Below are 13,149 nucleotides of genomic sequence, written 5' to 3'. Positions count from 1 at the left end.
CCCCGGCCACCCTTTGCCGAACCGCCCTATGCACGCGGCACGGATGGGACGAGACGATATGGGTTACGAACATCAGGATTTTCCGTTGGAGCAAGAATCCGATCGGGGACCGAGCTGGGCAAAGTCCAACTGGCCGCCGCTCGATACCGACGACCTGACCGGAGCGCTCGATCCGACGCAGATGCAGGTGGCGGTGAAGGCTGCGGCCAAGGCTGCCGGCAAGGTCGCGTCGGACGCCGATATCGCGCAGGCAGCGGAAGATGCGATCCGCGCCCAGATGCTGATCCGCACCTATCGCGTGCGCGGACATCTGGCCGCCAATCTCGATCCGTTGGGCCTCACCCAGCGTGACCTGCCCGCCGATCTCACGCCCGAATATCATGGGCTGACCGACCTTTCCAAAAAGGTCTATCTGGGCGGTACGCTGGGCCTCGACTATGCGACGGTCAGCGATATCGTCGCTATTCTGCGCGCCAATTACTGCGGCAATGTCGGCCTTGAATATATGCACATCGCCGATGTCGAGGAACGCCGTTTCCTCCAGGAGCGGATGGAAGGCAAGGACAAGGAAATCATCTTCACGCCCGAGGGCAAGAGGGCGATCCTGGCCAAGGTCATCCAGGGCGAGCAATATGAAAAATTCCTCGGCCGCAAATATGTCGGCACCAAAAGGTTCGGCCTCGATGGCGGCGAATCCATGATTCCCGCGCTCGAAGCCGTCATCAAACATGGTGGCGCTTCGGGTGTGCGCGAGATCGTCTATGGCATGGCCCATCGCGGCCGGCTCAACGTCCTTGCCAATGTGATGGCCAAGGGCTTTCGCGTGATCTTCCACGAATTTTCGGGCGGCACAGCCAACCCCGAGGATGTGGGCGGATCGGGCGATGTCAAATATCATCTCGGCACGTCGACCGACCGCGAGTTCGACGGCGTGAAGGTCCATATGTCGCTGGTGCCCAACCCTTCGCATCTGGAAACGGTCGATCCGGTCGTTCTGGGCAAGGTTCGCGCGCAGCAGGTGTTCCGTGACGATCTGGCCAGGCATGAACAGGTGCTGCCGGTGCTGATCCATGGCGACGCCGCGTTCGCGGGGCAGGGGATCGTCTGGGAATGCCTCGGCTTTTCCGGCATTCGCGGCTACAATACCGGCGGCTGCATCCACTTCATCGTCAACAATCAGGTGGGCTTTACCACCAGCCCGCAATTCGCCCGATCGTCGCCCTATCCGAGCGACGTTGCAAAGGGCGTCCAGGCGCCGATCCTGCACGTCAACGGCGATGATCCCGAGGCGGTGACCTTCGCCTGCAAGCTTGCGACCGAGTATCGCCAGACCTTCCATCGCGACGTCGTGATCGACATGTGGTGCTATCGCCGCTTTGGCCATAATGAAGGTGACGAACCCAGTTTCACGCAGCCGCTGATGTATGCGAAAATCCGCCAGCATCCCGCCGTCAGCCAGGTCTATGCGACCCGCCTGATGGAAGAGGGCGTGGTTACGCAGGACTTTGTCGACAGCGTCACCAACGAATTCGTCAACCATCTGGAAGAGGAATTCGAGGCCGCCAAATCCTACAAGGCGAACAAGGCGGACTGGTTCGCCGGTCGCTGGTCGGGCCTGCACAAACCCGCCGATGCCGAAACCACGCGCCAGAATGTCGATACGGCGATTTCGCCCAAGCTGTTCGACAGTCTGGGCAAGACCCTGACGACGGTGCCTGAAGGACATAATGTCCACAAGACGCTGAAACGGATTCTCGAAGCCAAGGCCGAAATGTTCAGGTCAGGCGAGAATTTCGACTGGGCTACCGGCGAAGCGCTGGCCTTTGGCTCGCTGCTGACAGAGGGCTATGGCGTGCGCCTGTCGGGCCAGGATTCAGGCCGTGGCACGTTCAGCCAGCGCCATTCGGTCTGGGTCGATCAGGACACCGAAAACAAATATATCCCGCTTTCCACGGTCCGTCACGGTCGGTTCGAGGTGCTCGACAGTCCGCTGTCCGAATATGGCGTGCTGGGCTTCGAATATGGCTATGCGCTGGCTGATCCCAAGAGCCTGGTGCTTTGGGAAGCGCAGTTCGGCGATTTCGCCAACGGTGCGCAGATCATCTTCGACCAGTATATCGCGTCTTCCGAAAGCAAGTGGCTGCGCGCCAACGGGCTCGTCTGCCTGCTGCCGCACGGCTATGAAGGGCAGGGGCCGGAACATAGTTCGGCCCGTCTGGAACGCTTTCTCCAGCTGTGCGCCGAGGGCAATATCCAGGTTGCGAACATCACCACGCCGGCCAATTATTTTCACGTCCTGCGTCGGCAGATGCTGCGCTCTTTCCGCAAGCCGCTCATCATCATGACGCCCAAGTCGCTGCTGCGGCACAAGCTGGCGGTGAGCAAGGCGACCGATTTCCAGGGCGATACGCATTTCATGCGCATCCTGTCGGACACCAATCCGGCGCCCGATGCGGATACCAGGCGGCTGGTGCTCTGTTCGGGCAAGGTCGCCTACGATCTGATCGAAGCGCGCGACGCGGCCGGAGACAAGAATACCCAGATCGTTCGGATCGAACAGCTTTATCCTTTCCCGACCGAAGCGCTCGCCATTCGCATCAAGCGGATGACGAACCTGGAAGAGGTGATCTGGTGCCAGGAGGAGCCGCGCAACAATGGCGGCTGGTTCCATGTCGAACCCTATATCGAAGAAGCGCTGACCGATGCGGGCAAGGCGCCCATGCGCGCGCGCTACGCGGGCCGCAAGGCATCCGCGTCGCCCGCCACCGGGCTTGCCAAGCGCCATGTCGCCGAACAGGGCGCGCTCGTCGCCGATGCGCTGGGCCATAGCGTCCGCGAAGAAATCCGCCGCCAGAAGAAAGGCTGAACAAGCTCATGGCTACGCAAGTCAAAGTCCCCACGCTGGGCGAATCCGTCACCGAAGCGACCGTTGGCCAGTGGCTCAAGAAGCCGGGCGATGCGGTCAAGGCCGATGAGCCGATCGTTTCCCTGGAAACCGACAAGGTGGCGGTCGACGTGCCTTCGCCGGTCGCGGGAACGCTGGGTGACATCATCGCCAAGGAAGGCGACACCGTAAATGTCGGCGCGTTGCTGGCGACGGTCAACGAAGGGGCTGCTGCTGCTCCCGCTGCAAAGGCCGAAGCCGCCGCACCCGCGCCGGCGGCGTCCGCGCCTGCCCCGGCGGATGACGAGGATGGCGGCAACCTGACCCTGTCGCCTGCCGTGCGTCGCATGGTTCTGGAACATGGCCTCGATCCCAGCAAGATCAAGGGCACCGGCAAGGATGGCAGGCTGACCAAGGATGATGTGACGGCTGCGGTCGCCGCCGGCAATGCCAAGGCATCTGGCGATGTCGCGCCCGCCGCGGCCGCGCCCGCCGCTTCGCCATCGGGTCCCAGCCGCGCGCAGGAGCGGGTCAAGATGACGCGCCTGCGCCAGACGGTGGCCAAGCGTCTCAAGGAAGCGCAGAACACCGCCGCGCTGCTCACCACCTTTAACGATGTCGACATGACCGCCGTCATCGAGGCGCGCAACAAATATAAGGATCTGTTCGAAAAGAAGCACGGCGTACGCCTGGGCTTCATGGGCTTCTTCACCAAAGCGGTGACGATGGCGCTCAAGGACATACCGGGCGTCAACGCGCAGATCGACGGCGACGAGATCGTCTATAACGATTTCGCCGACATTTCCGTTGCCGTGTCCGCGCCCAACGGCCTGGTCGTCCCTGTCATTCGCAATGCCGAGTCGCTGAGCGTCGCCGAGATCGAAAAGACCATCGGCGCCTTCGGCAAGAAGGCGAAGGACGGCTCCATGACGATGGAAGATATGAAGGGCGGCACCTTCACCATCTCCAACGGCGGCGTGTTCGGTTCGCTGATGTCGACCCCGATCATCAACCCGCCCCAGTCGGCGGTGCTCGGCCTGCACCGGATCGAAGACCGTCCGGTCGTACGTGACGGGCAAGTCGTGGTCCGGCCGATGATGTATCTGGCGCTCAGCTACGATCATCGCCTGATCGACGGCCGTGAGGCGGTGACCTTCCTGGTCGCGGTGAAGAACGCGATCGAGGACCCGACCCGGCTGTTGATCGACCTGTAAAGGTCGAACCCACGGCATCACTTCCGTTCGGGCTGAGCCTGTCGAAGCCCTGTCCTTCCTGCTAAGGACAAAAGAAAACGCGCAGCCCGTCGACAGGCTCAGGGTGAACGGAGATTGGTATGGCTGAGCAGCAATTCGACTATGACGTTCTGGTGATTGGCGCCGGACCCGGCGGCTATGTCGCGGCGATCCGCGCGGCGCAGCTGGGCCTGAAGACGGCGTGCGCGGAAAGCCGGGCGACACTGGGCGGCACCTGTCTCAATGTCGGCTGCATCCCGTCAAAGGCGCTGTTGCACGCGTCCGAACTGTATGACGAGGCCGCCAACGGTACGCTCGCCAAGTTGGGCGTCAAAATCGACAAGATGAGCCTCGATCTTGCTACCATGCAGGGGCAGCGGATCGAAGCGGTCACGGGACTGACCGGTGGCATCGAATATCTGTTCAAGAAGAACAAGGTCGATTGGCTCAAGGGTCTTGCGAGCTTCACCGGTGCCAATACGGTGGAAGTTGCGGGCAAGAGCGTGACGGCGAAGAATATCGTCATCGCCACCGGGTCGTCGGTCACGTCGTTGCCCGGCGTCGCTGTGGACAATGACGGCGGCAAGATCGTTGATTCGACCGGTGCGCTGGAGCTGAACAAGGTTCCGGGTCATCTCGTCGTCATCGGTGGCGGCGTCATCGGGCTGGAACTGGGCAGCGTCTGGCGCCGGTTGGGCGCCAAGGTCACCGTCGTTGAATATCTGGACCAGATCCTGCCCGGCATGGACGGCGAAGTCCGCAAGGAAGCCAACAAGATCTTCAAGAAGCAAGGCATCGAATATCGGCTCGGAACCAAGGTTACGGGTGCGGAAGCGGGCAAGAAAGGCGTGACCCTGACGGTCGAACCGGCAGCCGGCGGTGACGCGGAAACGATCGAGGCCGATGTCGTGCTTGTGTCGATTGGCCGCCGGCCGAACACCGATGGACTTGGCCTCGACAAGATCGGGCTGGCGCTGAACGCGCGCGGCCAGATCGAAACCGATCATGAGTTCGCGACCAAGGTTTCCGGCATATGGGCGATCGGCGACGTTATCCCCGGCCCGATGCTGGCCCACAAGGCGGAGGACGAAGGCATCGCCGTCGCGGAGAATATCGCCGGCCTGACCGGCATCGTGAATCATGATGTCATTCCCAGCGTCGTCTATACCAAGCCTGAGATCGCGGGCGTCGGCCTGACCGAGGAAGCCGCCAAGGAGCGCGGCGCGGTAAAGGTCGGCAAATTCCCGATGCTCGGCAACAGCCGCGCCAAGACCAATCATGAGCCGGAAGGGTTCGTGAAGATCATCGCCGACGCTGAAACGGACAAGGTGCTGGGCGTATGGATCATCGCCACCGTGGCCGGCACGATGATCGCGCAGGCGGCGCAGGCGATGGAATTCGGCGCATCGAGCGAGGATATCGCCTATACCTGCCACGCGCACCCCACGCACAGCGAAGCGATCAAGGAAGCCGCCATGGCGGTGATGGGCAAGCCGATCCACATCTGATCGGACCAATCCTGCTTCACATGAAAAGGCCCTGTTCGCAGGGCCTTTTTATTTGTCGTCAGATCATGGTGCCGGCGAGAGCGCTCCCCATGTGGGCAGCCGTGCCGCCGCCGCCTGTCCGCCGGGCAGGCCGCCCATCATCCATCGCCCGCGCCCGATGTCAGAGTGCCGACAGCAGCAACGCCGGCCCGATCGTGGGATGCGGTCGTTTAATCGTCGCTTTGCCATTCTTCCGATGTTAGCGACGGAATATTGCGCGAAGTCGTTTCCGAGAAAGGCCGTCCCATGTCTCTGCCGCCGCTTCTGCAAAGCCTGTCGCTTCCATTGATCGGCTCGCCGATGTTCATCATTTCGCGGCCCGCACTGGTGGTTGCTCAGTGCAAGTCGGGGATAGTCGGCGCCTTTCCCTCGCTCAACGCGCGACCCTCGGGCACGTTCGAACTTTGGCTGCAACAGTTGCAGTTGGCGCTGACCGACCGGGACGCACCCTTCGCCGTGAACCTGATCGTGCATCGCTCCAATCCCCGGCTGGAGGAGGACCTGGCCTTGTGCGTGCGCTATCGCGTGCCGATCATCATCACCTCTCTTGGCGCGCGCGCGGATGTGAATGCGGCGATCCACAGCTATGGCGGCATCGTGCTGCACGACGTGATCGACAATCGGTTTGCGCGCAAGGCGATCGAAAAGGGCGCGGACGGGCTGATCGCGGTCGCGGCCGGCGCGGGCGGCCATGCCGGCACCCAGTCGCCCTTTGCCCTGATCGAGGAAATCCGCGCCTGGTTCGATGGCCCCCTGGCGCTGTCGGGCGCGATCGCCACCGGACGCAGTATCGCGGCGGCGCGTGCGGCCGGCGCGGACCTGGCCTATGTCGGATCGGCCTTTATCGCGACACAGGAAGCTGACGCCAGCCAGGCCTATAAGCAGGCGATCGTTGAAGGATCTGCCGCCGATATCATCTATTCCGACCTGTTCACCGGCGTCCATGGCAATTATTTGCGCCCCAGCATCGTCGCCGCGGGCCTCGACCCCGACAATCTGCCCAGTTCCGATCCGGGCGCGATGGATTTTGGCAGTCTGGGCGGCGACAAGAAGGCGTGGCGGGACATTTGGGGATGTGGGCAGGGGATCGGCGCGGTTTCGGAAATACTCCCCGCCGCATCGCTTATCGCACGGCTGCGCCGCGAGTATGACGAAGCGCTTGACCGGCTTTGCGCGGGGCATTGAACGGGCGCGTCTTCACGCCGGGACGTTGCTGTCCTACATGGTAGGCATGAACGCTCCCTTGTATAATAATGACATCCTGCGTCTTGCCACCAGCATCCCGCACCACGGTCGGCTGACCGACCCTCAGGCAAGCGTCGAGAAGCGTTCGCCAACGTGCGGGTCGCGGATAACCGCTGATGTGCGCATGGCTGACGGGCGGGTCGCGGACATGGGTCTGGAGGTCCGCGCCTGTGCATTGGGGCAGGCGTCGGCCGCGCTGATGGCGGGCCATGCGATCGGCCTCAGCGCCGCCGAACTGGAACAGGCGCGCGACCAGCTCGCCGCCTATCTTGCAGGCGCCAGTGACGATCTCGATTTCTGGCCCGGCCTCACGGTGCTCGCTCCTGCACGGGCCTATCCCGCCCGCCATGCCTCGATCAGGCTGGGGTTCGAAGCGATCGCCGAAGCCGCCCGCATGGCTGACGCCTGATGTTCGCCATTTACGCGACGGCGGCCCATGCCGCGCCATCGGCGACCGACATATTGCTGACCGAAGGCGTTGTCCTGCTGGGGGCGGCGGTGGCTTTCGTCCTTCTGTTTCGCCGCTTCGGCCTTGGCGCGGTGCTTGGCTATCTGGTCGCGGGCGCCGTGGTCGGGCCGCAAGGCCTGGGGCTGGTCGGCGGCGGCGAATCCAAGCTTGCCATCGCCGAAATCGGCATCGTCTTGCTGCTTTTCCTAGTCGGCCTGGAACTCAACCCGGCCCGATTGTGGCGGCTGAAACGCGATATTTTCGCCCTTGGCCTGGCACAGGTGGTTCTGTGCGGGTTCGTCCTGACGGGTCTCATCTTCCTTGCCACGGGCTTCACCCTGGGCGCGGCGCTGGCGCTCGGCCTGCCATTGGCGCTGTCATCGACGGCGCAGGTGTTGCCCGGCCTCAAGAGCAGCGGCCGGATCAACTCGCCCTTTGGCGAGAAAACCTTCTCGATCCTGCTGTTCCAGGATCTGTCCATCGTTCCGCTGATCACCATCATCGCCGCCCTGTCGCGCAACCCGGCCGACGCCGCCGGTCCGCCCGGCTGGATGATGGCCGCTTACACCGTTGCCGCGATCGTTGGCCTTGTGCTTGCCGGTCGCTTCATCCTTGGCCCGCTGCTCCGTCTGGTCGGCGGCCTTGGCGAGCGCGAATTGTTCGTGGTCGTCGGGCTGTTCACGGTGATCGCCGCCGCCGCCCTGATGCACAGCCTGCATCTGTCGACCGCGCTGGGCGCATTCGTGGCCGGTGTGATGCTGGCCGATTCACCCTATCGCCACGAAATCGAATCGGATGTCGAACCGTTCCGCTCGATCCTGCTCGGCCTCTTCTTCCTCGCCGTGGGCATGGTGCTCGACATCGGCGCTGTGCTTGCCAATCCGCTGTTCGTCCTGGGCTTGGCGGCGATGCTGGTCGCGACCAAGACCGCGATTATCGCCGGCCTCGCGCGCCTGTTCGGCATGGACTGGAAGCCTGCCGTCGGTATGGGCCTGCTGCTCAGCCAGGGCGGCGAGTTCGGCTTTGTCCTTTTCGCCCAGGCGCAATCGGCGCTGCTTATCGCGCCGGAGGCCGCCAGCCTGTTCAGCGCGATCGTCACCGTATCGATGGCGACCACGCCCTTCCTGATGCTGTTTGCCCGCCGGTTGGAATTTGCCCTGCCCAATGGTGGCGAAGGGCTTGCCGGCCCGGACGAGGCGCCACAGGGCAGCGCGATCATCGTCGGCTATGGCCGCTTTGGCCAGACGGTCGCGCAGATGCTGATGGGCCACGGTTTCGAAGTGACCCTGATCGACAAGAAGCCGGCGCAGATTGAAAGTTCAAGCCGCTTCGACACGCAAGTCTATTATGGCGACGGCACCCGCATCGACCTGCTCCGCAGGGCCGGGGGCGACGAAGCCCGACTGATCGCCTTTTGCATCGACGATCCTCATCTGGATGCCCGGCAGTTGGGACCGGTCGCCGAGGCCTTTCCGCAGGCGGCATTGCTCGTGCGCGCATTCGATCGCCGCCAATTGATCGCTTTGCAGGACATGGATGTCGCAGGGGTGGTCCGCGAAGTGTTCGAATCGGCAATCTGCATGGGCACTCAGGCCCTGGAGTCGCTGGGCGTGCCCGAAGCGGAGATCGCCGAGGTCGAGCGGCAATATCGCGAAAACGACCGGCAACGGCTCGAACTCCAACTCGAACATGGCAATTTGATGGCCGCCAAACATCTGATATTCCTGCCGGGTCGATCGATGCGGCTGCTCACACGGGGAGATGAAGCCCGATGATAGGCTTTTTGGCGGCACTGTCGGGGGCGCTAGCCGTCGCGGCAGGCGCGTTCGGCGCGCATGGAGCGAGCAGCCCGCAAGCGGCGGACTGGCTACGCACCGGCGGCCTGTATCAGTTGATCCACGCGGTTGCCGCCATCGCCATCATGGGCGTGGCACGCGGCCCGGCGATGCTGCTGCTGGCTGGCGGCGCGATTTTCGGGCTGACACTCTATGCCATGGCGCTGGGCGGGCCGCGATGGCTGGGCGCGGTGACGCCCATCGGCGGTTCGCTGCTGATCGTCGGCTGGCTATGGGCGGGCTGGATCTACTGGCGGTCCTGATCCAGGAACGCCGCGACATCGTCCAGCAGCACATCCTTCGACAGGAACGTCTTGCCGATCGCATGCGCCAGCAGGAAGGGAAGGGTGCCCCCGGCCATCTTCTTGTCATGCAGCATGTGCGCGACCAGCGTCCTGCCGTTGCCGGTCACATCCGCGCTGGCAAGGTCATAGGGCAGCCCCACGGCCTTGAGATGCGCCGTCACTCGTTCCGCGTCGGCAGCCGAACATAGGTTGAGTCGCGCCGAATAGCGGAAGGCCAGAGCCATGCCCGCCGCCACGCCCTCGCCATGCAGCAACCTGTCGGAAAAGCCGGTGTCGGCCTCCAGCGCATGGCCAAAGGTATGACCCAGGTTGAGCAAGGCGCGCCGCCCGCTCGTCTCGCGTTCATCGTCCGCGACGATCGCGGCCTTTGCCCGCACGCTTTTTTCGATCGCATGGAGCCGGGCCTGCGGATCGCCCGACAACAGATATTCGCCTTGCCCTTCGCACCAGGCAAAGAATTCGGCATCGTCGATCAGGCCATATTTGACGACCTCGGCATAGCCGGCGCGCACTTCGCGCGGTGGCAGCGTGTCGAGCGTGGTCGGGTCGATCAGGACGAAGCCAGGCTGGTGGAACGCGCCCACCAGATTTTTGCCCGCGCCGGTGTTGATCGCGGTCTTGCCCCCTACCGAACTGTCGACCTGCGCCAGCAGTGTCGTGGGCACCTGAACGAAGCCGCAGCCGCGCTTGAGGATGGCGGCGGCAAAGCCCACCAGATCGCCTATCACGCCACCGCCCAGGGCGATGATATGATCGCCCCGTTCGATTTCCAGCATCAGCAGCCGGTCGATCAGCGCCTCCAGCTGGCCCCAGCTCTTGGTCCTTTCCCCCGGCGGCAGGATGATGGTTTGGACCGCGATGCCGGCGCTTTCCAGGCTAGCGGTCAGCCGGGGAAGCTGCGCCTGTGCAACCTGTTCGTCGGTCACCACCGCGAGCCGCCCGCCCCGCGCAAACCGCGCCAGATGCATGGCCGCGCGATCGAGCGCGCCATCTTCGATCAGGATGTCGTAACTGCGCGCGCCCAGCGCGACGGGCACTATCGGCATTGGTTCAGTGCTTCCATGATTTTGTCTACGGCGGCTTCGTGCGGCGCGGCAGCGCTTTTTACATGAATCGGTGCCTGCGCGTAGACCGGATTGCGCACAGCCGCCAACTGCATCAGCACCTCGCGCGGATCACGATCCTTCAATAGCGGCCGGCCTTCGCGGCGGGACACCCGATCGACCAATATGTCGATATCGGCGTCCAGCCAGATCGCTATCGCCTGTTCCAGTATCAGCGCGCGGGTATCGTCCTGCATGAATGCGCCCCCGCCGGTGGCGATCACCTTGGGCGCGCCGTCCAGCAGCCGGCTGATCACCCGTCGCTCGCCGTCGCGAAAATGCGCTTCGCCATAGCGTTCGAACATTTCGGCGATGGTCATGCCCGCCGCTTTCTCTATCTCCTCGTCTGCATCGACGAAGGACAGGCCCATGCGCGCGGCCAGCCGCCGACCGACGGTCGACTTTCCCACCCCCATCATGCCCACCAGCACGACCGGCGCGTGCGGAGAATTGGATTTGATGTTTCGCTGCATTGCGAGCGGGGCTATACAGCCCCCCGTCGCTGAGGCAAATCGCAACTTTGGCCGGGTCGCCCGGCCGCAGAAGGACTCATGAAAAGCAACCGCAACTTTGGCAGTTTTCAGGGCGCATCGCGCCGCGGCACACGGCTGCCGATCGTTCCGATCGTTCTGGTCGCGATCATCGTGGGGCTGTTGGCGCTGTTCTGGTCGCGTGGCGGCGAACAGGCGCAGACCCGCGTCGAAAAGGTCATTCCCGCCGAAAAGTTGGGCAAGTAACCCTGCATGAGGTGGGAGCGGGGGAATTGGAAATGGGCGGCGGGTGCAGCCGCGCTGGCGCTGGCGCTGCCGGTCGTCGCGCAGGATGCGCCTGAATCGCTGTTGCCGCCGGGTTTTGGCGATCCGGCGCCAGCGCCTGCGCCTTCACCCACGCCGGGGTCGCCCGCGCCCACGGGCGCGTCGCCCCCGGCCCTCGCCCCCACCGACGTTCTTGCGCTGACCCCCGCCGGCGCCGATGCGGCCAATGCCGCCGAAACCGCCATGTCCGAGGAGGAACTGGCGGCGGAAAAGGCGAAATATGACCTGCCCGATACCGCGCGCCGTTCGCTTGATCGCATCGGCCCGTTGACGCCGCAAGAGCGTGGTTTCGGACCGGACGCCTTTGGCAGTCAGCAAGGTCAGTTTCTTGCCACGCTGATGCGCGAAACCCATGCCCCGCTGGTGTCGCGCTGGGCGTCGATCCTGCTGCGCCGGGCCCTCCTGTCGGCCGTCGACACGCCCCGCGGCATTGAGGGCGCCGACTGGGCCGCCGAGCGTGCCTGGATGTTGCTGCGCATGGGCGAAGCGGATGGCGCCCGGCTGATGGTGCAAAGCGTGGATTCAGATCGATACACGCCCAGGCTCTACGCCATTGCGATGCAGACCTATCTCGCCACCGCCGATCCCGCCGGCTTCTGCCCGCTGGCCGCTGGCGCGCGCCAGACCAGCAAGGAGCCGGCCTGGACGATGAGCGAGCCGATCTGCGCCGCCCTGTCGGGTGATCAGGGTTCGGCCAGCGGTGCGCTCAACCAGGCACAGCGGCGCGGCGTGATCCGCGGCATCGATTATCGGCTTGCTGAAAAGGTGGTGGGGACCGGTTTCAATGCGCGCCGTTCGGTCAAGATCGAATGGGACGGGGTCGACCGCCTGACGGCCTGGCGCTTTGGCCTGGCGATGGCGCTCAATGTCGAAATCCCCGAACCGCTGTTCGCCACGGTGGGATCGCATGTTCGCGCATGGGAAGCGCGCGCGCCCGCTCTGTCGGCGGTGAGGCGCTTGCCCGGCGCCGAAGTCGCAGCGCAACTTGGCGTTTTTTCTTCGGCGGCGCTGGTCGGCGTCTATGGCCAGATCGCGACCGATGGCGATGCGCCTGCCGCGCTGTCCGACCGTGTCGATGCTCTTCGCGCCGCGCACGCCGCGGGAACGGTCGGTGCGCGCGTCGATGCGATGCGGATTTTGTGGGGCGCGGATGAGCGGCCAAGCTATGCCGGCCTGATCGTCACGGCGCGGGCGGCGGCCGCATTGCCGGTGGCAAGGGCCGATGCGCAGGATGTGACCCGGCTGATCGCCGCCATGCTCAGCGCCGGCTATGATCGCAGCGCGGCCAATTGGGCGCGTGCGCTGGGCCAGATCGAAGGCGACACCCAGGACGCCTGGGCGCTGCTCGCGCTCGGTGCGCCCAGCAGCGTCGTGGAAATCGGCGAAGGCAGGGTGTCGAACTATATCGGCGCAGCGGGACCGCAAAAGGGACGGATGCTGCTGGCGGGTCTCGCCGGATTATCGCGGCTGTCGGCACAGAACGCCGCCGAACTCGCCGCTGAAAATGGCTTGACGCTTGCGCCCAACAGCCGCTGGTCGCGCGCCATCGGCGCGGCGGCGCAACGCGGCGAACGTGGCACCGTCGCGTTGCTCGCTGCGGTGGGCATGCAGGCCGCCGACTGGGGCCGGTTGCCGCCCGCGCATCTTTACCATGTCGTCGCGGCGCTTCATCGCGTCGGGCTCGATCCTGAAGCGCGGATGATCGCGGCGGAGGCGATTGCGCGGATCTGATTCG

At 64.3% G+C, this 13,149-nt stretch carries 11 protein-coding genes; 9 read left to right on the top strand and 2 right to left on the bottom strand.

The window, feature by feature from the left end; translation table 11 throughout:
- Positions 1-58: 58 nt before the first annotated feature.
- The 7 genes from WG908_RS00530 to WG908_RS00500 all read left to right on the top strand — a co-directional run bounded on the left by WG908_RS00530 (position 59) and on the right by WG908_RS00500 (position 9,454).
- Positions 59-2,866, top strand: a complete 2,808-nt coding sequence (locus WG908_RS00530; protein ID WP_340184598.1) for a 2-oxoglutarate dehydrogenase E1 component — start codon at positions 59-61, stop codon at positions 2,864-2,866.
- 8 nt (positions 2,867-2,874) lie between these two features.
- Entirely contained in the window at positions 2,875-4,098 is a 1,224-nt protein-coding gene (gene odhB, locus WG908_RS00525) for a 2-oxoglutarate dehydrogenase complex dihydrolipoyllysine-residue succinyltransferase (protein ID WP_340184597.1), read from the top strand.
- Positions 4,099-4,217: 119 nt separating this feature from the next.
- On the top strand, positions 4,218-5,624 hold the full coding sequence (gene lpdA / locus WG908_RS00520; RefSeq protein ID WP_340184596.1) for a dihydrolipoyl dehydrogenase: 1,407 nt from the start codon (positions 4,218-4,220) through the stop codon (positions 5,622-5,624).
- Positions 5,625-5,909: 285 nt separating this feature from the next.
- Positions 5,910-6,848, top strand: a complete 939-nt coding sequence (locus WG908_RS00515; protein ID WP_340184595.1) for an NAD(P)H-dependent flavin oxidoreductase — start codon at positions 5,910-5,912, stop codon at positions 6,846-6,848.
- 46 nt (positions 6,849-6,894) lie between these two features.
- Positions 6,895-7,317 carry an iron-sulfur cluster assembly scaffold protein gene (locus WG908_RS00510; RefSeq protein ID WP_340184960.1) on the top strand — a complete coding sequence of 141 codons (423 nt, stop codon included), beginning with the start codon at positions 6,895-6,897 and terminating at the stop codon, positions 7,315-7,317.
- Complete coding sequence (locus WG908_RS00505; protein WP_340184594.1) at positions 7,317-9,131, top strand: cation:proton antiporter domain-containing protein; 1,815 nt, start codon at positions 7,317-7,319, stop codon at positions 9,129-9,131. Before WG908_RS00510 ends, WG908_RS00505 begins: the two co-directional genes overlap by 1 nt.
- Positions 9,128-9,454 carry a DUF423 domain-containing protein gene (locus tag WG908_RS00500; RefSeq protein ID WP_340184593.1) on the top strand — a complete coding sequence of 109 codons (327 nt, stop codon included), beginning with the start codon at positions 9,128-9,130 and terminating at the stop codon, positions 9,452-9,454. The genes WG908_RS00505 and WG908_RS00500 overlap by 4 nt, the downstream gene beginning before the upstream one ends.
- Here the strand turns inward: WG908_RS00500 and aroB are convergent.
- Together aroB and WG908_RS00490 are read right to left on the bottom strand one after the other, a co-directional pair.
- Positions 9,439-10,542: a 3-dehydroquinate synthase gene (gene aroB / locus WG908_RS00495; protein WP_340184592.1), complete on the bottom strand. Its 1,104-nt coding sequence runs from the start codon at positions 10,540-10,542 to the stop codon at positions 9,439-9,441. The genes WG908_RS00500 and aroB overlap by 16 nt on opposite strands.
- Positions 10,533-11,072 carry a shikimate kinase gene (locus WG908_RS00490; protein WP_340184591.1) on the bottom strand — a complete coding sequence of 180 codons (540 nt, stop codon included), beginning with the start codon at positions 11,070-11,072 and terminating at the stop codon, positions 10,533-10,535. Before WG908_RS00490 ends, aroB begins: the two co-directional genes overlap by 10 nt.
- Positions 11,073-11,150: 78 nt before the next feature.
- On the opposite strand from WG908_RS00490, the gene WG908_RS00485 reads away from it, so the two are divergent.
- A complete protein-coding gene (locus tag WG908_RS00485; RefSeq protein ID WP_340184590.1) occupies positions 11,151-11,336 on the top strand; it encodes a hypothetical protein in 186 nt (61 codons plus the stop codon).
- A gap of 6 nt (positions 11,337-11,342) precedes the next feature.
- On the top strand, positions 11,343-13,145 hold the full coding sequence (locus WG908_RS00480) for a hypothetical protein (RefSeq protein WP_340184589.1): 1,803 nt from the start codon (positions 11,343-11,345) through the stop codon (positions 13,143-13,145).
- Positions 13,146-13,149: the final 4 nt, after the last annotated feature.

Origin of the sequence: Sphingobium anseongense (genome assembly GCF_037725245.1) — a bacterium.
GTDB lineage: Bacteria > Pseudomonadota > Alphaproteobacteria > Sphingomonadales > Sphingomonadaceae > Sphingobium.
The sequence above is the reverse complement of the archived record's forward strand: the minus strand, read 5'-3'. Positions and strand labels throughout refer to the sequence as shown.